Annotated in this window: 14 protein-coding genes and 1 pseudogene; 9 read left to right on the top strand and 6 right to left on the bottom strand. The window is 72.3% G+C overall.

Annotated features, from left to right (window positions below; translation table 11 throughout):
* Positions 1–55: 55 nt before the first annotated feature.
* Positions 56–262: pseudogene (locus ACF09E_RS33060) on the bottom strand (TetR/AcrR family transcriptional regulator); the annotation flags it as partial.
* A gap of 547 nt (positions 263–809) precedes the next feature.
* Here ACF09E_RS33060 and ACF09E_RS33055 point away from each other — a divergent pair.
* The 4 genes from ACF09E_RS33055 (at position 810) to ACF09E_RS33040 (ending at position 7,167) form a co-directional block, all read left to right on the top strand.
* Positions 810–2,336: a xanthine dehydrogenase small subunit gene (locus tag ACF09E_RS33055; RefSeq protein WP_392209600.1), complete on the top strand. Its 1,527-nt coding sequence runs from the start codon at positions 810–812 to the stop codon at positions 2,334–2,336.
* Positions 2,333–4,879, top strand: a complete 2,547-nt coding sequence (gene xdhB / locus ACF09E_RS33050; RefSeq protein ID WP_392209598.1) for a xanthine dehydrogenase molybdopterin binding subunit — start codon at positions 2,333–2,335, stop codon at positions 4,877–4,879. Before ACF09E_RS33055 ends, xdhB begins: the two co-directional genes overlap by 4 nt.
* 1 nt (position 4,880) lies before the next feature.
* Positions 4,881–5,693 (top strand): xanthine dehydrogenase accessory protein XdhC, encoded by an 813-nt coding sequence (gene xdhC / locus ACF09E_RS33045; protein WP_392209775.1) that lies wholly within the window; start codon positions 4,881–4,883, stop codon positions 5,691–5,693.
* 166 nt (positions 5,694–5,859) lie between these two features.
* Positions 5,860–7,167 (top strand): PP2C family protein-serine/threonine phosphatase, encoded by a 1,308-nt coding sequence (locus ACF09E_RS33040; protein WP_392209596.1) that lies wholly within the window; start codon positions 5,860–5,862, stop codon positions 7,165–7,167.
* Positions 7,168–7,264: 97 nt separating this feature from the next.
* On the opposite strand, the gene ACF09E_RS33035 is transcribed toward ACF09E_RS33040, so the two are convergent.
* The 3 genes from ACF09E_RS33035 to ACF09E_RS33025 form a co-directional block, all read right to left on the bottom strand.
* Entirely contained in the window at positions 7,265–8,491 is a 1,227-nt protein-coding gene (locus ACF09E_RS33035; protein WP_392209594.1) for a PQQ-binding-like beta-propeller repeat protein, read from the bottom strand.
* Between the two features lie 137 nt (positions 8,492–8,628).
* Positions 8,629–9,234, bottom strand: coding sequence for a GNAT family N-acetyltransferase (locus ACF09E_RS33030; RefSeq protein WP_392209592.1), 606 nt, complete (start codon positions 9,232–9,234; stop codon positions 8,629–8,631).
* Entirely contained in the window at positions 9,231–10,397 is a 1,167-nt protein-coding gene (locus ACF09E_RS33025; protein WP_392209590.1) for a ThiF family adenylyltransferase, read from the bottom strand. Before ACF09E_RS33025 ends, ACF09E_RS33030 begins: the two co-directional genes overlap by 4 nt.
* Positions 10,398–10,813: 416 nt before the next feature.
* Here ACF09E_RS33025 and ACF09E_RS33020 point away from each other — a divergent pair, with 416 nt between their 5' ends.
* Positions 10,814–12,673 carry a glycosyl hydrolase family 18 protein gene (locus ACF09E_RS33020; RefSeq protein ID WP_392209588.1) on the top strand — a complete coding sequence of 620 codons (1,860 nt, stop codon included), beginning with the start codon at positions 10,814–10,816 and terminating at the stop codon, positions 12,671–12,673.
* Positions 12,674–12,818: 145 nt separating this feature from the next.
* Here the strand turns inward: ACF09E_RS33020 and ACF09E_RS33015 are convergent, their stop codons facing one another.
* The gene (locus tag ACF09E_RS33015) at positions 12,819–13,733 is read right to left on the bottom strand and encodes a LysR family transcriptional regulator (RefSeq protein ID WP_392209586.1); all 915 of its coding nucleotides are present in this window, start codon (positions 13,731–13,733) and stop codon (positions 12,819–12,821) included.
* 140 nt (positions 13,734–13,873) lie between these two features.
* Between ACF09E_RS33015 and ACF09E_RS33010 the strand changes: the two genes are divergently transcribed.
* Both ACF09E_RS33010 and ACF09E_RS33005 read left to right on the top strand, forming a co-directional pair.
* Positions 13,874–14,722, top strand: a complete 849-nt coding sequence (locus ACF09E_RS33010) for an inositol monophosphatase family protein (RefSeq protein WP_392209584.1) — start codon at positions 13,874–13,876, stop codon at positions 14,720–14,722.
* 45 nt (positions 14,723–14,767) lie between these two features.
* Complete coding sequence (locus ACF09E_RS33005; RefSeq protein WP_392209582.1) at positions 14,768–15,364, top strand: NADPH-dependent F420 reductase; 597 nt, start codon at positions 14,768–14,770, stop codon at positions 15,362–15,364.
* Between the two features lie 106 nt (positions 15,365–15,470).
* Here the strand turns inward: ACF09E_RS33005 and ACF09E_RS33000 are convergent, their stop codons facing one another.
* A complete protein-coding gene (locus ACF09E_RS33000) occupies positions 15,471–16,061 on the bottom strand; it encodes a TetR/AcrR family transcriptional regulator (RefSeq protein ID WP_392209580.1) in 591 nt (196 codons plus the stop codon).
* 249 nt (positions 16,062–16,310) lie between these two features.
* Here ACF09E_RS33000 and ACF09E_RS32995 point away from each other — a divergent pair, with 249 nt between their 5' ends.
* Together ACF09E_RS32995 and ACF09E_RS32990 are read left to right on the top strand one after the other, a co-directional pair.
* Complete coding sequence (locus ACF09E_RS32995; protein ID WP_392209578.1) at positions 16,311–17,273, top strand: alpha/beta hydrolase family protein; 963 nt, start codon at positions 16,311–16,313, stop codon at positions 17,271–17,273.
* A gap of 247 nt (positions 17,274–17,520) precedes the next feature.
* Positions 17,521–18,465, top strand: coding sequence for an NAD-dependent epimerase/dehydratase family protein (locus ACF09E_RS32990; protein WP_392209576.1), 945 nt, complete (start codon positions 17,521–17,523; stop codon positions 18,463–18,465).
* Positions 18,466–18,629 lie beyond the last annotated feature (164 nt).

The raw sequence follows: 18,629 nt of genomic DNA, 5'->3' as shown, positions 1-18,629 counted from the left end.
CTCACGCCATGGTGTCCCTCCCATGAGGGAACGTCATCTTCGAGGGCCCTGGCGTGCGGGCCGTGGCGGCCGTGCGGGCGAAGCGGTCGAGGCACAGCTCTGCCACGAACGGGTCGAACCCCGCGAAGCGGGTGTGCGGCAGTCCTTTCGCGCAGCCCGCGCAGGTCGTCACGGAACGGCTGGTCAGCGCACCCGGCCCCGCCCGGTCCACGCCCCGCTCGGCCGCCGCTAGCAACCGCTCGCGCACGTCCGGCGTCGCCACTCCACGCGCTCCTGCGCAGGGCGACAAGTGTCAGGTCATGCGTGGCCGATCCACCGCCACGCGCCTGCGGTGACTTCGCCCGCCTGCCCTGGCTTCTGCCCGGGTCGAGTCACAAGATGCCTGGCAGACGCCGTGGGGACGCGAGCCGCGAACCGCGGGGGATGCGGGAAACGCTCCTTGACCGACGCGCCGCGGAGCCATAGTTTCGTGCGCACCGACTCGTGAGTACAGAAAGGGGGCGAGGGCGGATGTCGATCTTCTCCGACCTGAATCGCCTCGCTCACCGGGCCGCCTGGGTCCCGGGTCGGGTGGCGCACGGCTGCTGACGCGCCGCCGTTCCGGCGGGCCCGTCGTGGCGCCGCCGACCCCCTCTTTCCCGACTTCCCTGTGACTTCACCGTTCCCCGCGGCGTGTCGTCGTGTGCATCCGACGCGCGCCCGGGACGGTTCTCCCACTGCGCGCCGTCTCCCGCCGCGCACCGCGACAGAAGGCCAGACATGAGGACCCTTCCCCTGCCTACACCCCTGCACCGAAGCGAGGAACCGTCGTGACCGAGGCGCGGATCACCGTCAACGGGCTCCAGACGCCGATCGCTCCGGCCCCGGCCCACACCACGGTCCTCGACTTCCTCCGCGAGCGCGGCCTCACCGGCACGAAGGAGGGCTGCGCCGAAGGCGAGTGCGGCGCCTGTTCGGTGCTGGTCGCCCGCCCCGGCGTCCACAAGCCCACCGACTGGGTCGCGGTCAACGCCTGTCTCGTCCCGGTCGCGGCGCTCGACGGCCAGGAGGTCGTCACCGCCGAGGGCCTCGCCATCCCCGGAGAGCCCAGCACGCCGCCCACGCTGCACCCCGTGCAGGAGGAGATGGCGGTCCGCGGCGGCTCCCAGTGCGGCTACTGCACCCCGGGATTCGTGTGCAGCATGGCGGCCGAGTACTACCGCCCCGGCCGAGGCCCGCACGACGGGCCGGAGGCCGCGTACGCCCGGAGCACCGGCCTCGGCACCGAAACGGACGCCCACTGCCCCGGCTCCGCTACCGACGCCGAGCACGGCCCCAACGGCTTCGACCTGCACGCGCTCAGCGGCAACCTCTGCCGCTGCACCGGCTACCGGCCGATCCGCGACGCAGCGTTCGCCGTCGGGGAGCCCGCCCCGGAGGACCCGCTGGCGCGGCGCCGCGACCAGGCCCCGCCGGAGCCCGCCGCCACCCGCTACACCACGGACGACAGCACCTTCCTGCGGCCGGCGACCCTCGCCGAGGCGCTCCGCCTCCTGCGGGAGCGCCCCGACGCCGTACCGGTCGCCGGCAGCACCGACTTCGGCGTGGAGGTGAACATCCGCTCCCGCCGCGAGCGTTGCGTCGTCGCCATCGACCGCCTGCCCGAACTGCGGTCCCTGCACCTGGCGTCCGATCACATCGAGATCGGTGCCGGCCTCACGCTCACCGAGATCGAGCGTCGCCTGGACGGCGAAGTGCCCCTGCTGGCAGCGCTCTTCCCCCAGTTCGCCTCCCGGCTGATCCGCAACGGCGCCACCCTCGGCGGCAACCTGGGCACCGGCTCCCCGATCGGCGACAGCCCGCCGGTGCTGCTCGCGCTGGAGGCCTCCCTGGTCCTCGCCGACGCCGACGGCGAACGCGAGGTCCCGCTGGGGGAGTACTTCACCGGCTACCGCCGCAGCGTGCGCCGCCCCGACGAGCTGATCCGCGCGGTCCGCGTCCCGCTGCCGCTCGCGCCCGTCACGGCCTTCCACAAGATCGCCAAGCGCCGCTTCGACGACATCTCCAGCGTCGCCGTCGCCTTCGCGCTCGACATCGACGCCGCGGAAGGCGTCGTCCGCAAGGCCAGGATCGGCCTCGGCGGCGTCGCCGCCACCCCGATCCGCGCCCTCGCGACCGAGGCCGCCCTGGAGGGCAGGCCCTGGACTGCGGAGACCGTCGAGGCCGCCGCCCGCGTGCTGCGCGGGGAGGGGACGCCGATGGACGACCACCGGGCCAGCGCCCTCTACCGCTCCGCGATGCTCGGCCGGAGCCTGTCCAAGCTGTACGCCCAGACCACCGAGGCGGTGTCGTCATGAGTCATCTCTCCGAGCGTCCCGAGAAGGCGCTGGTCGGCGTCTCCATGCCCCACGAGAGCGCCCACCAGCACGTCACCGGCACGGCTCTCTACACCGACGACCTGGTGCACCGCACCAAGGACGTGCTGCACGCGTTCCCCGTCCAGGTCATGAAGGCCCGCGGCCGGATCACCGCGCTCAGGACCGGGCCCGCCCTCGCCGTTCCCGGCGTCGTCCGCGTCCTCACCGGCGCCGACGTCCCCGGAGTCAACGACGCCGGCATGAAGCACGACGAGCCGCTCTTCCCCGACGAGGTCATGTTCCACGGCCACGCCGTGGCCTGGGTGCTCGGCGAGACCCTGGAGGCGGCCCGGCTCGGAGCCGCGGCCGTCGAGGTGGAACTCGACGAGAAGCCCGCCCTGATCACCCTGCGGGAAGCCATCGAGGCCGACAGCTACCACGGCGCCCGGCCGCTCATGGAGACCGGTGACATCGACGCCGGCTTCGCGGACTCCGCACACGTCTTCAGCGGAGAGTTCCAGTTCGCCGGACAGGAGCACTTCTACCTGGAGACCCACGCGGCGCTGGCGCTCATCGACGAGAACGAGCAGGTCTTCGTCCAGAGCAGCACCCAGCACCCCTCGGAGACGCAGGAGATCGTCTCGCACGTGCTCGGCGTTCCCGCCCACGAGGTCACCGTCCAGTGCCTGCGCATGGGCGGCGGCTTCGGCGGCAAGGAGATGCAGCCGCACGGCTTCGCGGCCGTGGCCGCGCTCGGCGCCAAGCTGACCGGCCGGCCCGTCCGCTTCCGGCTCAACCGGACCCAGGACCTCACCATGTCCGGCAAGCGCCACGGGTTCCACGCCACCTGGAAGATCGGCTTCGACGCCGAGGGCCGCATCCAGGCCCTGGACGCCACCCTGGTGGCCGACGGCGGCTGGAGCCTGGACCTGTCCGAACCGGTCCTCGCCCGCGCGCTGTGCCACATCGACAACACCTACTGGATCCCGCACGCCCGCGTCGCCGGTCGCGTGGCCAGGACCAACACGGTCTCCAACACCGCCTTCCGCGGCTTCGGAGGCCCGCAGGGCATGCTGGTGATCGAGGACATCCTCGGCCGCTGCGCCCCGCTCCTCGGCCTCGACCCGGCAGAGCTCCGGGAACGCAACTTCTACCGGCCGGGCCAGGGGCAGACGACCCCGTACGGCCAGCCGGTCACCCAGGCCGAGCGCATCGCCGAAGTCTGGCGGCAGGTGAAGGAAGACGCCCGCTTCGCCGACCGCAGGCGCGCGATCGACACCTTCAACGCCACGCACCCGCACACCAAGCGGGCCCTCGCGATCACCGGCATCAAGTTCGGCATCTCGTTCAACCTCACCGCCTTCAACCAGGGCGGCGCGCTGGTGCTGATCTACAAGGACGGCTCCGTCCTGATCAACCACGGCGGCACCGAGATGGGCCAGGGCCTGCACACCAAGATGCTCCAGGTCGCCGCGACCACGCTGGGCATTCCGCTGCACAAGGTCCGGCTGGCCCCCACACGTACCGACAAGGTGCCCAACACCTCGGCGACCGCGGCCAGCGCCGGCACCGACCTCAACGGCGGGGCGATCAAGAACGCCTGCGAGCAGTTGCGCGCGCGCCTGCTGCGCGTGGCGGCCACCCGGCTCGGCGTCCACGACTCCGACGTGCGTCTCGTCGACGGCGTCGCGCGTGCCCTGGGCAGCGAGGAGGAGTTCGCCTGGGACGACCTGGTGCGGACGGCCTACTTCCAGCGGGTGCAGCTGTCGGCGGCCGGCTACTACCGGACCGAGGGCCTGCACTGGGACGCCGCCTCCTTCCGCGGCTCCCCGTTCAAGTACTTCGCCCACGGCGCGGCCGCGACCGAGGTCGAGGTGGACGGCTTCACCGGCGCGTACCGCGTCCGGCGCGTGGACATCGTCCACGACGTCGGCGAGAGCCTTTCCCCGATGATCGACATCGGGCAGATCGAGGGCGGCTTCGTGCAGGGCGCCGGCTGGCTGACGCTGGAGGACCTCCGCTGGGACACCGGCGACGGTCCGCACCGCGGCCGGCTGCTGACCCAGGCCGCGAGCACGTACAAGCTGCCGAGCTTCTCGGAGATGCCGGAGGAGTTCCACGTCAGGCTGCTGGAGAACGCCACCGAGGAAGGCGCCGTGTACGGCTCCAAGGCCGTGGGCGAGCCTCCGCTCATGCTGGCCTTCTCGGTCCGCGAGGCGCTGCGCCAGGCCGCCGCGGCGTTCGGCCCGGCCGGCATCAGCGTCCACCTCGCCAGCCCGGCGACCCCGGAGGCGGTCTACTGGGCCGTCGAGTCGGCCCGTGAGGGCGGGCAGGACGGCGACGGGCAGGGCGTCGTACGCGTCATCGGTACGCCGGGGGACACGGCAACGGCGAAAGCCCCCGCGGCCTCGGCAGCCCCGGGAGCGGCGGCAGCGCCGGGCGGGCCGGATGCCGTAGCGGGCGCTTCGGAGTCCGTACCGGGCGTGGCGGGCACGTCGGAAGCCGAGGGTGCCGCGGAAGCGAACCCCCTGAGCCATGCCTGACATGACCTGGATCGCCGCGGTCGCGCGGTTGCGGGGGCGCCGGGAGGCCGGCGTCCTCGTGACCGTCGCGACCGTGCGCGGCCACGCCCCCCGCAAGGCAGGCGCCAAACTCGTGGTCGGACGGACGGACACCTGGGGCTCCATCGGCGGTGGCAACATCGAGGCCGTCGCCATCGACCGGGCCCGCGAACTGATCGACACGCCGTGGGCGGAGCCGGAGCTGATGGAGTTCGCCCTGAACGACAAGGTCACCGGCCGGCACGGGGTCCAGTGCTGCGGCGGCACGGTCACCGTCCTCCTGGAACCGCTGCCCGTACGGCCCGCGGTGGCCGTCTTCGGCGTCGGCCACGTCGGCCTGGAGCTCGCCCGCATCCTGGCCCGGCACGACCTGGACCTGCACCTGGTCGACACCCGCCCCGACATGCTCCTCGCGGAACGGCTCGCCGTCCTCGACGACGCCGTGGCACAGGTCCACGTCCACCACACCCCGCTGCTGCCCGAGGAGGTGCTCGGAGAACTCGCCCCCGGTACGCACGTGCTGATCGCGACGCACGACCACGCTGAGGACGCCGCCCTGTGCGACGCGGCCCTGCGGACCCCCGAGCTCGGCTCGATCGGCCTGATCGGCTCCGCGGCCAAGTGGGCCCGCTTCCGGCAGCGTCTGGCGAAGGAGGGCGGGCACGACGAGGCCGTGATCGACCGGATCAAGACGCCGATCGGCCTCCCCGACATCACCGGAAAGGAACCCGCGACGATCGCCGTGAGCGTGGCGGCGGACCTCCTGCTGACCTTCCAGAAGACCGATGGGGGATAGCCGTCTCCCGGACGGTGCCGTGGTCCGGCCGCGCTGGGCGCTGGGGGAGGGCCGCGGACGCGACCGCGCTCGGCGGGCGACGGGCGACCACGTACCCTCACTGTCAGGTCACTTGACACCAGGGCATCCGGTCCGGGGCAGACGGCCTTGGGACGGATGACCCGTGATGGCAACTGAGACCTCCCGCCCGGCCGGTGAGCTGCCGCCGGCCGTGTTCGATCCGGCGCGGCTGGCCGCGGTCGCGGACACCGGCCTGCTGGACACCGCGCCGGAAGGCACGTTCGACGATCTCGCGCAGCTCGCTCTCGCGATCACCGGCGCCCAGAAGGCGTTCTTCACCATCGCCGACGGCCGACGCTCGTTCTGGAAGACCGCCCTGGGCATGGACCCCGCGGCCGGACGCGAGAACGACATACGGGACAGTCCCTGCCACATCCTGATCGGCACCGGCCGGGAGCTGATCGCCGAGGACGCCGCCCATGACCCCCGGATCAAGGACCTCGGCGCCATCGGCGCCCTGGGCATCGGGGCGTGGGCGGGCTACCCGGTGTTCTCACCGGACGGGCACGTGCTCGGCGGGTTCTGCGTGGTCGACCGGAACGCCCGCCCCTTCACGCCCGTCCAGTCGCAGGCCCTGCGGACCCTGGCGAGGTCGGTCTCCTCCGAGATCGCCCTGCGCCATGCCCTGCGCCAGGCCCGTGCCCGCGGTGAGGCGTCGGCGGCGCTCGCCCGCACCTTGCAGGACAGCCTTCTGCCGCCCCGGCTGCCGAAGGCGCCCGGCATGGACGTGGCCGCGGTGCATCTGCCGGCCGACGCCACCGGTGCGGTCGGGGTCGAGGTGGTCGGCGACTTCTACGACCTGTTCCACACGCGCGGCCTCGACTGGTGCGCGGTGATGGGAGACGTCAGCGGCAAGGGCATCGAGGCCGCGAAGGTCACCGCGCTGGCCCGCTACACCGTGCGCACCGAGGCCACCCAGCACAGCGATCCCGCCACGGTGCTGCACCGCCTGCACGAGGCGATGGTCGACCAGCAGATCAGTGATCGGTTCCTCACCGCCGCCCTGGCCGTGTTCCGCCCCGACTCCGAGGGGCTCGCCGGCCGCTACGCCAGCGCCGGCCATCTCCCGGCCCTCATCCGCCGGGCGGACGGCGCCGTCGAGGAACTCCACGCCGCCGGCAGGCTCCTGAGTCCGCTGCTGCCCGCGTCCCGCGACCAGCACGCCGTCACCTCCTTCCGCCTGGAGCCGGGCGACGCCCTGCTGCTCTACACCGACGGCGTCACCGAGGCCCGCGACCGCGACAGGGGTCCGTTCTTCGGAGACGAGCGCCTCGCCGCGTCGCTGGCCGCGACCCGCGGTGCCACCGCCTCCGAAACCCTCGACCGCCTGTGGCGGGAGGTCGCCGACCACTCGGGAGGCCACGCGGTCGACGACACGGCCCTGCTGCTCGTCCGTGTCCCCCCGCGCATCTGACACGGCGCCCACGGGGAAGCGGTACGGATGCCGCCGCGGCCCGCACGCCGGGTTCGGGCCGCGGCGACGGTCCCGTGCCTCCCCGAAGGCGTGCCGGTCAGGCAGGGCCGAAGGCGATCAGCGTGCCGTTCTGGGCGGGGGCGAAGAGCCGGCCCTGCGCTGTCGCCAGGCCGGGGACCGTCCAGCCGTTCCAGTCCCGCTCCGCGACGACGTTCTCCATCGGGTGCGGTGCCTCGCCGAGCCGGTAGGACCACGCCTTCGCCCCGGTCTTCTCGTGGAGGACCACGAGCTCTCCGGTGCCGTCCTGTACGTAGACGTAGCCGCCGGCGACCAGGCGGACGGTGGCGGCCTGCCGAGGGCTGGTGTACGTCCACCGTGTGGCGTATCCGGCGGTGGTGTCGAGGGCCCGTACGACGCCGCGGTCGGCGATGTACACGCGGTTCGCTCCGAACGCGGGCGTGGCGTCGGCGGGCAGGCGGCGCAGGACGTCTCCCGTCCGGCGGTCGTAGGCCACGGCGTCGGAGTCGTCGCCGAGACTGTTGCGCAGCCACAGCGCCCCGGCCCCGAGCGCGACGGGGTTGCCTCCGGGGCCGGACATGTCCGGAACGTCGAAACGGCGCAGTTCCTTGCCGGTGGCCCGGTCCAGGAGCTGGTAGGCGAGGTTGTCGAAGCCGATCCAGACGCCCGCCTCGTCGACGACGACCGGAGCCCAGCCGTTCTGGAGGAGAGGCGTTTCCCACAGCCGCCGGCCGTTCTCCCCGCTCAGGGCGACGGCCTGGCCGCGCCCGTCCTGCGCGTAGAGGACGCCTCGGTACCAGGTCGGCGGGTACTGGGAGAAGCCGTTGCGGAGGTCGACGGTCCACTTCACGACCCCGCCAGCCGGATCCCAGGCGCGGATCTGGCCACTCATCGTCTGCGTGTAGAGGAGCCCGCCGCCGAAGGTCACGGTCGCGCCGGGTTCGCGGGTCAGGAACCTCTGCGGCCACAGCGCCTTGCCCGTGGCCGCGTCGAGCCCGACCAGCTCCATACGGGGACCGCCCTCGTCCCCCTGGTCGGCGTTGACGACCGCGAACACCCGGCCTCCCACCGCCACGGGTGCGGACACGACCGAGCCGAAGTCGCGCGACCACAGCTTCTTGAACGGTGGCCTGGCCGTGGCCGCCGGCACGAAGCTGTCGTGGCCCGGAGTTGCCCGGTAGCCGAACGTCGCGTCCGAGTACATGGCCGCCGCCGATGAGGGAGGCGGCGTGACGGACGAGGCCGGGGACGCCGGCCCGGTGACCAGCAGGGCGCCCGCCGCGGCGACGACAGCCGCATCTCTCATCGAACCAGGCAGCGACATCCTCACAGCACAACCCCCATCGAGAAGCGTCGAGTTGACGCACCGGCGCAGTCCAGGCCCGGCTGCCCACCTTCGGCCCGCCCATGCATCAGCTGTGAGGGCAGTGCGTCCGCGGGGGATCAGACCCGGTCGAGCCGGGGGCTGCCGTCGAGCACGGCCAGTTCCCTGCTGCCGGCCTGGCGTTTCCACTCGGGCGCGACGGCGGCGTAGGTGGTGACGTCGTGCCAGCTGCCCTGGGTGCGGAAGAGTTCGCGAAGCGTGGCTTCGGGGCGCAGGCCCGCGGCGTGCATCAGCTGAGGCATGTGGTGGTGGTCGCTGCGATGGCCTGCCCAGATGCGGTGCAGACCCAGGTGGCCGAAGCCGTAGGCCATGAGGAGCCGACCTGCTTCGTGCCCGTGGCCGCGTACCGGGGCGCCGGGCAGCAGGACCAGGCTGGTGAGCATCGCGTTGCTGCCGTAGTCCTCGACGAGGAGCCCCATGGTACCGACCAGGGTGTCCTCGCCGGGGGCGCAGACCGCGAGGGTGTACCTGCGGCGCGGGTGGGTGTGGGGCTGGGCCAGGGCTTGGGCGAAGGCGTCGTGCGCCTGCCCGGGGTCCATCCGTTCGATGCCCAGATAGCGTGTGAGGACGCGGTGGGTGAGGATCCGCGCGAACGGGTCGTGGTCGCCGGCGTGCAGCTCCCGCAGCCACAGATGCTCGCCGTGGAGTTCGGGGACCCGGTTCACCGACCTGCTCCGTGGGGGACGGGTGCGGCGGGGGCGGCGACGAGCTCTTGGAGGTCGAGGCGGTGGCGGCCCGAGGGGAGCGGTCGGCCGAGGAGGATGCGGCGGGCGGCGTCGGTGACGAGGGCGGCGCCGAGCATCACCCCGCTGGCGAGCTGCGGCCAGCTGGAGAGCGTGCGGCCGACGCGGGTCAGGGCGTCGCTCATCGCGGGACTCAGCGTGCTCTCGTCGACGATGTCGAGGAGGAGACGCAGGGCCGCGTCGCGGTCCAGATCCCGTACGTCGGCGGCGGTGACGGCCCCGGTACGGCCGTGGAAGAGCGGACGTCCCGGTTCGAGGTCGAACCGCTCGACGTCCAGCACACCCCGGTCGTTGGTGTCCATGAGGACGGGGATCCGGCGTGCGCGCGCCTGTTCGCGGGCGGCGACCTTCACCCAGGGGGTGTCGCACTCCTCGATGAGCAGGTCCAGCCCCTGTGCGTCCTGCCCGTCGCCGAAGAAGTCCCCGAGTGAGTCCTCGGTGATGCCGCTGCGGAGGATCTCGATGTCCAGGTAGGGATCGAGTTCGTACATGCCGCGCGCGCAGAGCACGCTCTTCTCCACGCCGACATCGTGGACCCCGGCGCGCAGCCTGTTGAGGTTCGACAGGCCGAGCCGGTCGAAGTCCGCCAGTCTGAAGGCTCCGCCGACACCTTCCATGGCGCAGGTCAGGGCGGCGCTGCTGCCGACCGACAGCCCGATGACACCGATCCGTCGCCGCAGCAGTCCCTGCTGCTCCTCGCGCGTGATCTTGTCCCTGTTGCGGTCGGTGCGTACCAGCCGGAACTCGGATTCCGGCAGGACGTGGACCAGTCGCCCTGACCACGGGTACCAGGCCCACCTGCCGTAGGTGTCGGGACGGGAACCGAGGACGTCGGCGACCGCGTGGGAGCGTGAACGGCCGCCGAAGGGGTCATGGGGCGTCAGGCAGCTCAGGAGTTCTTCGATCTGATCCTCGATGCGGTCGTGCAGCTCGCGCAGACGGTGCGAGTCCCGCAGTTCGGCCAGGGCCGCCGCGTCGGCCGGCAGCGACGCGTCCAGGAGCACCGGACGAAACGATTCCCCGGCCTGACGGGGACCGGGCAGGGGGAGGCGGTCCGGCAGGCCGGACGGCAGGGGGTGCGTCATGACAGGGACGCTAACAACCAGAAGATCTTGAACCGGGATCCGTCACCCGGAGGGGCGCACTCGAATTGATCTTCTACCTGAATGCGCCCCCCATGCCCTTTTGCGCCCTCTGGGGCGCGGGGGCGTGAGGCGTGGGCGCCCAGGCGGCGGTACGCCGACAGCTAACGACCCTTTGCCCTCCGGGTAGTTGGGGGGTCGGCCCGGGGTGGCCGCGAGGAGGGGGCGAGGTCGTATGTGCAGTCGGGCGGCAATCAAGGACAGTTTGGTCTGGACCTCTTGACGGTTGGTCTAGTCCTTTCTAGGGTCGCGGGGACGCTGCGGTGGGTGCCGAGCAGGGACACCACGCACTCAGGGACACGTGGCGTTGACAGGCCAGGGGACAGCCCTGCCTGCCGGACCTCACACGAGGAGACTCCTTGAGTACCCCCACGCGGCGGCGCCGCACCCGATCGGCTTCGAGCTTCCTTCCCCACCTGCGGTCCAGGACCTTCGCGGGTGCCACCGCGCTGCTCCTCCCGCTCGCGGCCATGGTCGGCCTCGCCGCCCCGGCGGAGGCCGCGGCCTCCGCCACCGCCGTATACACCAAGGCCTCGGACTGGGGTTCGGGCTTCGAGGGCAAGTGGACGGTGAAGAACACCGGCACCACGACGCTCACCTCCTGGACCGTCGAGTGGGACTTCCCCGCGAGCACCAAGGTCACCTCGGCCTGGGACGCCACCGTCACCAGCTCCGCGAACCACGTCACCGCCAAGAACCTCGGCTGGAACGGCACCCTCGCCCCCGGCGCCTCGGTCTCCTTCGGATTCAACGGCAGCGGCACCGGAGCCCCCACCGGCTGCAAGCTCAACGGCGGCGCCTGCGACGGCACGACCACCCCCGGCGACAGCGCCCCCTCCGCTCCCGGAGCGCCCACCGCGAGCGGTCTCACGGACACCTCGGTGAAGCTCTCCTGGGCCGCGGCCACGGACGACAAGGGCGTCAAGAACTACGACGTCAAGCGGAACGGCACCACCGTCGCCACCGTCGCCGGCCTCACGTACACCGACACGGGCCTGAGCGCCGGCACCGACTACAGCTACACCGTGGTCGCCCGCGACACCGCCGACCAGACAGGCCCCGCCTCCGGCGCCACGCCCGTCCGCACCACCGGTGGCGGCGGTGAGAACCCCGGCGGCAGCGGCAAGATCAACCTGGGCTACTTCACCAACTGGGGCTCCTACACGGTGAAGAACCTGGTGTCCTCGGGCTCCGCCCCGAAGATCACCCACATCAACTACGCCTTCGGCAACGTGCAGAACGGCAAGTGCACCATCGGCGACCCCTACGAGGACTACCAGAAGGCCTACACCGCCGCCCAGTCCGTCGACGGCGTCGCCGACACCTGGGACCAGCCGCTCAAGGGCCACTTCAACCAGCTGCGCAAGCTCAAGGCGCAGTACCCCCACATCAAGGTCCTGTGGTCGTTCGGCGGCTGGACCTGGTCCGGCGGCTTCGGCCAGGCCGTCCAGAACCCCGCCGCCTTCGCCCAGTCCTGCCACGACCTGGTCGAGGACCCGCGCTGGGCCGACGTCTTCGACGGCATCGACCTCGACTGGGAGTACCCCAACTCCTGCGGCCTCACCTGCGACACCAGCGGCCCGGCCTCGATCAAGAACATGATGCAGGCCATGCGCGCCGCGTTCGGCCCGAACAGCCTGCTCACCGCGGCCATCACGGCCGACGGCTCCAACGGCGGCCGGCTCGACGCGGCCGACTACGGCGGCGCCGCGCAGTACATCGACTGGTACGACGTGATGACGTACGACTACTTCGGCACCTGGGCCGCGCAGGGGCCGACCGCTCCGCACTCCCCGCTGACCTCGTACCCCGGCATCCCCGCGCAGGGCTTCAACTCCGCCGACGCGATCGCGAAGCTGAAGGCCAAGGGCGTCCCCGCCTCCAAGCTGCTGCTCGGCATCGGCTTCTACGGCCGCGGCTGGACCGGCGTCACCCAGTCCGCGCCCGGCGGCACCGCGACCGGCCCGGCGGCCGGCGTCGAGCCGGGCAACCAGTACTACAAGGTCCTGAAGACCAGCTGCCCGGCCACCGGCACCGTCGGCGGCACCGCGTACGCGCACTGCGGCACCGACTGGTGGAGCTACGACACCCCCGCGACCGTCGGCACCAAGATGGCCTGGGCCAAGAGCCAGGGCCTGGGCGGCGCGTTCTTCTGGGAGTTCAACGGCGACACCGTCGACGGGGAACTCGTGAACGCGATCAGCAACGGCCTGAAGTAACCACCCGGTACGACCGCGAGTACGACCACGTGGCCCGTCCGTCCCCATCGCGGGGCGGGCGGGCCACGTTCCGTTCACGGGGCGGGCGAGCCGCGTTCCGTTCACGGGCACGCCGCCACGCCTCACGCCGGGGGAGGGGAGGGGCTCATGCCGCCGGAGACGTCTCCTCGGTGGTCAGCACGGTCCGTGCGAGCTCGCGCAGCCAGGTGTGGGCGTGGTCGGTGTCATGCCGCTGGTGCCACGACAGATAGAGGGGCGCCGGCGGCAGCTCGAAGGGCAGGAGGAGGACGACCAGGCCGGGATCGGCGATCGCGGCGCGCGTGGTGGTTTCGGGGACGGTGACGACGAGGTCGGTACGACGCGCGAAGGCGAGAGCGGAGGCCTCCGTGGGCACGGCCGCCACGACCCGGCGCGCGAGGCCGAGTCGGGCGAGGACGTCGTCGATGGCGTTGCCGAGGTTTCCGCGTCGCGAGACGGTCGCGTGTTCGGCGGCGGCGTAGTGATCCGCCGTGAGGGTCCGATGCCGGGTGAGGGGGTGTGCCTGTCTCACGACGGCGACCAGGCGGGTCTCGCCCACCTGCTCCGTACGGAGGTCCGGAGCGCCGGGGCGGTTCGCGTTCGCCTCCAGATCGACCTCGCCGCGTCGCAGCGCAGGGGTGTCGGTGCTGGACTCCGTGACGAAGCGCAGCCGTACGCCGGGAGCCTGGGCGCGTACGGCCCGGAGGAGCGCGGGGCCGTACAGGGCGACCAGCGAGTCGTGCCAGCGGAGGGTGAAGGTGCGCTCCAGCGTCGCCGGGTCGAGTTCGCGGCTCGGGGCGAGAAGACCCTGGACCTGGTGGAGCACTTCGTGGACCTGCGCGCGGATGGCGACGGCGTAGGGCGTCGGCGTCATGGTGCGGCCGGTGCGCACCAGGATCTGGTCCCCGGTGGTGCGCCGGATGCGCCCCAGGCTCCGGCTCATCGCGGGGGCGGTGACGTGCAGACGCGCGGCGGCCCCGGCCACACTGCCCTCCTCCAGCAGCGCGTCGAGCGCGGTGAGCAGGTTCAGATCCAGTTGCATGGCAGTCATCCCAGCCGTGTTTGACATGCACTTGATGCTAATGCCGGGGCTCCGTAGCGTCGTCACCACGGCGCAGGACGCACCTCAAGGCCTGGCCCGAAGGCTTCTTCGACCACCCCTGCTCAGACGGGAGCACACCCATGTCCGAAACCCTCCAGACTACCGCCACCGCCGTACCCGGCTCCGCCCCCGCCCCTTTCTCCGCATCCGACGCCCGCCTGCTCACCGAGACGACGCACGCCGTGCGCGAGGCGGGTGCGGCGCTGCGCGAGCGGTTCGGCCAGGTGGTTCCGTACCAGTCCCGGCAAGAGCTGATGGACGCGCTCGCCGCCAACGACGACACGGCCCTGCGCATCCTGCGCCCCCGCCTCACCGGCCTGCGCCCCGGCGCCGGCTGGGTGGAGGACGAGCTGGTCGGCGGTGCGCTGCCGTCCGGCGAGTGGTGGGTCGTCGACCCGGCCGAGGGCAACGTCAACCACCTGCACGCGCTGCCCGAATGGGCGGTGACCGCCACCCTCGTACGCGACAACCGGCCCGTGCTCACCGCGGTCCACCTGCCGTCGACCGGCCAGACCTACACCGCGCTCGCCGGCGCGGGCGCCCACCTCGACGGCCGCCGGCTGCACGTCTCCCGGACCGAGGACCTCGGCCTGGGCATCGTGGCCACCAGCCAGGCCCGGCCGGACGAGGACGAGGGTGTCGTGAGGCGCGTCGGCTCCTCGATCACCGCGATGCTCTCCGACGCGCTCGTCGTCCGCGTCGCCGTACCCGCGACCCTGCACCTGCTGGACGTGGCCGCCGGCCGGACCGACGCCTTCTGGCAGTTCGCCGGCGCCCGGGCGGACCTGCTGCCCGGCGCGCTGCTCGTCACCGAGGCCGGCGGACGGATCTCCGACGCCGACGGCCGCCCCTGGACCCCGCAGAGCGCCGGATTCCTGGCCGCCGCGCCCGGCGTCCACGCACAGGCCGTCAGCAGCCTCTCCCGCTGACCGCCCATTGCCGCGCCCGAACACACGACAAGGAGTCCCACCCTCATGACCACGATCGCCGTACTCGGAAACGGCCGCGTCGGCGGCAACCTGGCCGCCGCCCTCACCCGTGCGGGGCACGAGGTGACCGTCGCGGACAGCACACCGGGCGCCGCGGCCGAAGCCGCCCGACGCGCCCGGATCGTCATCAACGCCACTCCGGGTGCCGGCTCCCTGGAGCGGCTCGCCGCCCTGCGCGACGAACTGCGCGGCACCCTCCTCGTCGACGTGGCCAACGCCACCACCGACGGGCCGGACGGTCTGCCCGCCGAGCTGCTCTACCCCGGCTCGAGCCTCGCGGAGCAACTCCAGCAAGCGCTGCCCGAAACGCACGTGGTGAAGACCCTCAACACCATGCTCTTCCCGGTGATGACCGCCCCGGCGATGCTCGCCCACGCGCCCACGGTGTTCCTCTCCGGCGACGACGCCCGGGCCAAGCAGGCCGTGCGGGAACTCCTCGCCGACCTCGGCTGGCACGACGAGTGGATCACCGACCTGGGAGGGATCGGGACCGCCCGCGCGACGGAGGCCGCGATCCTGTTCGCGCCCCACGTGATCCGCTCCGACGGATTCGTCCCCTTCGCGGTCTCGATCGCCCGCTGATCCGCTGCCCCGCCGCCCCGCGATCCGGAGGCCACGCGTCGGCGAGTTCGACCAGCCCGTCCCCAGGCGTGCGGCGGAGGCCCTCCGCCGACGCGCACGACAGAGGTCAGGGGGAGGGGCGCAGCCCTGCGAGCAGGAGGGCGACCAGACGCCGCGGGTCGTAGCGGGGGTCGGTGTCGGTGCCGATGCAGAGGTTCCCGATGCCGCGCATGAGGGTGTAGGCGTCGAGGTCGGGTCGGGTCTCGCCGGTGGCGACCGTGGCGTCGAGGAGCTCGGCGCACACGGGCAGCAGGCGTTCGAGGAAGTAGGCGTGCAGCGTCTCGAAGCCGGCACTGTCGGCCTGCATCGCCGCCGCCAGGCCGTGCTTCGTGACCAGGAAGTCGACGAAGAGGTCGACCCACCCTTCGAGCGCGGCGAACGGGGTCGGGGCGGATGCCAGCAGGGCCGGTCCGGCTTCGGCGCAGGTGTCGACCTGGTGACGGTAGACGGCGATGACGAGGTCGGCCCGGCTGGGGAAGTGCCGGTAGAACGTGCCGAGTCCGACGCCGGCCTTCGCGGCGATCTCGCGCACCGGCGCGTCCACGCCCGAGGTCACGAAGACCGCGGCGGCCGCGTCCAGCAGCGTCTGCTGATTGCGGCGGGCGTCCTTGCGCTTGGACGCGGCCGAACCCGCCGGGCGCGTACTGCTCTCGTCCACCGTGCACTCCCTCTCGTGACGTCCTTGCAAAACGGAACGTCGTTCCGTATCGTAAGTGGAACAAGGTTCCGTTTCATCTGATGATGTCAGACCGACGGACCGACTGCCAGCTCTACGTGTCCGCGCCCCTCATGCGGGCGCGGGAACCCGTGAGCACCATCCGCTCCCGCCACACCCGGCCCCGCGACGCAGCCCTCCTCCGGCCGCCGGGGCGCCGACGAGCGAGAACTCCGATCGGAAGGCACTCCCATGTCCCACCCGAACGCCCCGGCCGCCCCGACCACCTCCGCCGCCCGGACCCCAGCGGCGGCGACCGCCACGGTGGTCTCCGTGAAACCGGTCGGCCTCACCGCCCCCGACAGCCGGGGAACAGACCTCCAGGTACGCGTGTCCGCACCCGCGGCGGGCGGAGACCTGCCCGTCGTGGTCTTCTCGCACGGCTTCGGCTGGTCGATGGACGGCTACGCCCCGCTGGCCGACCACTGGGCAGCCCACGGCTTCGTGGTCGTCCAGCCCACCCACCTGGACTCCCGGCGGCTCGGCATCCCGGCCCAGGACCCGCGAACCCCGCGCATCTGGCGTCATCGCATCGAGGACATCACGTCCGTACTGGACCACCTCGACCTCCTGGAGGCGTCCGTCCCCGGCCTCGCCGGGCGAGTCGACCCGAGCCGCATCGCCGTCGCGGGTCATTCCTGGGGAGCGCAGACCGTCAGCACCCTGCTCGGCGCCCGCGTCCTGAACGCCGACGGCGCACCCGGCGAGGACATGTCCGACCCCCGGGTCACGGCAGGAGTCCTCCTCGCGCTGACCGGCCTGGGCGACGATCTGACCCCCTTCGCCGCCGAGCACTTCCCCTTCATGAAGCCGTCGTTCGACACCATGACCGCCCCGGCCCTCATTGTCGCGGGCGACCGGGACCAGTCCCACCTGTCCACCCGCGGACCCGACTGGTTCACCGACCCGTACACCCACAGCCCCGCCGACAAGAGCCTGCTCACCCTCTTCGGCGCGGAGCACTCCCTCGGCGGCATCGCCGGATACGAGATCGCCGAGACCACCGACGAGAACCCGGCGCGCGTCGCCCTCGTGCAGCACCTCACCACGGCGTTCCTGCGCAAGGCGCTGCTGGGCGACGACGCCGCCTGGAAGAAGGCGGACGCCGCGCTGGAGGCAGAGCCCGCCCCGCTGGGCGAGCTGACGAGCAAGTGAGCGATCGCTCCACCACCGGCGATCGACACCCCCTAGGGGGTGTCTTGTCGATCAGGCCGGGCTCGCGGGGGCTGGCACCGCGCCTCGCCGCGTTGTCGTCGGTCGGCATGGTCCCCCGTAGCCCTTCGGGCACGGGAGGTGCCCCCACCGCCATGCCTCCCTCCTCCGCCTTGCGATCCACGGCACCAGCCCCCGCTCCCTGATCCGGCCTGATCGACAAGACACCCCCTAGACCCAAGGACACCTGATGATCCTCGTCACCGGAGGCCTCGGCTTCATCGGATCCCACACCGTACGCGCCCTGCTCGACCTGGGCGAGGACTGCGTCGTGGTCCAACGCCGCGCCCGCGCGCTTCCGCCCGTACTGGCCGGAGAACCCGTACGGGTCGAGCAGGCGGACATCACCGACCGTGAGGCCCTGCTGGCCGTCGGCCGACGCCACGACATCACCGGCATCGTGCACCTCGCCGGCTCCTACCCCTGGCCGCCCGTCCCCGACGCGCCCGTCCAGGCGACCCGAAACGCCCTGGGCGGCCTTCTGAACATCGCCGAGGCCGCCCAGGAGTGGGGCGTCAGGCGCCTCGGCATCGCGAGCACGATCGGCGTCTACTTCGGCGCCACGAACGACGGACCGCTGCGCGAGGACGCCCCGCTGTCGATGACCGCGGCCGTCTCCATCCCCACCTTCAAGAAGGTCGGAGAGATGCTCGGCGGCTTCCTCGCCGACACCACGGGCCTCGACATCGTCAACTACCGCATCTCCGGCACCTGGGGCCCGCTCGGGCACCTGGACCCCTTCTTCGCCGCCCCCGCCCTGGTCCACGCGGCGGCCCGCGGCACCGCCACGGACCTCGGCCACCTCCTCCACCCGGCCCACGCCGAAGACGGGCTCGACCTCACCTACGTCAAGGACACCGGACGGGCGATCGCCCTCCTCCAACTCGCCCCCACCCTGAACCACCGGACCTACAACATCGGCTCCGGCCAGGCCACCACCAACGCCCAGATCGCCCACGCCATCAGGAAGACGATCCCCGACGCCCAGGTCGACCTCGAAGCAGGAGGCGGCGCACCCCACCTGGTGCTCGACATCAGCCGCCTCATGGCGGACACCGGCTACCGCCCCGAGTACGACACCGACCGCGCGGCAGCCGACTACATCGCCTGGCTGCGCGCGGGCCACGAGAACTGAACGCGGTCGCCGGAGTGCGGCGACTCCGGCGCGGAGCAGCGACGCCCCTGCCGCGACGCCAGATCAAGCACACCATGACCGAACCGAGGAACCAGGGCGCCAAGCACCGAAGCCGGGGTGACAGGGGCGGTCGGCACACCGCTTGGGACAAGACGTTCGTGACG

The sequence above is a fragment of the Streptomyces sp. NPDC014891 genome (assembly GCF_043081085.1).
Taxonomy (GTDB): Bacteria; Actinomycetota; Actinomycetes; order Streptomycetales; family Streptomycetaceae; genus Streptomyces.
This window is presented reverse-complemented; position numbering and strand designations above follow the sequence as displayed.

Bases quoted from the DNA above. Each gene is read 5' to 3' on its own strand.
- xdhB (WP_392209598.1), top strand. From the start codon at position 2,333: ATGAGTCATCTCTCCGAGCGTCCCGAGAAGGCGCTGGTCGGCGTCTCC.
- xdhC (WP_392209775.1), top strand. From the start codon at position 4,881: ATGACCTGGATCGCCGCGGTCGCGCGGTTGCGGGGGCGCCGGGAGGCC.
- ACF09E_RS33040 (WP_392209596.1), top strand. From the start codon at position 5,860: ATGGCAACTGAGACCTCCCGCCCGGCCGGTGAGCTGCCGCCGGCCGTG.
- ACF09E_RS33035 (WP_392209594.1), bottom strand. From the start codon at position 8,491: ATGAGAGATGCGGCTGTCGTCGCCGCGGCGGGCGCCCTGCTGGTCACC.
- ACF09E_RS33025 (WP_392209590.1), bottom strand. From the start codon at position 10,397: ATGACGCACCCCCTGCCGTCCGGCCTGCCGGACCGCCTCCCCCTGCCC.
- ACF09E_RS33015 (WP_392209586.1), bottom strand. From the start codon at position 13,733: ATGCAACTGGATCTGAACCTGCTCACCGCGCTCGACGCGCTGCTGGAG.
- ACF09E_RS33010 (WP_392209584.1), top strand. From the start codon at position 13,874: ATGTCCGAAACCCTCCAGACTACCGCCACCGCCGTACCCGGCTCCGCC.
- ACF09E_RS33005 (WP_392209582.1), top strand. From the start codon at position 14,768: ATGACCACGATCGCCGTACTCGGAAACGGCCGCGTCGGCGGCAACCTG.
- ACF09E_RS32995 (WP_392209578.1), top strand. From the start codon at position 16,311: ATGTCCCACCCGAACGCCCCGGCCGCCCCGACCACCTCCGCCGCCCGG.
- ACF09E_RS32990 (WP_392209576.1), top strand. From the start codon at position 17,521: ATGATCCTCGTCACCGGAGGCCTCGGCTTCATCGGATCCCACACCGTA.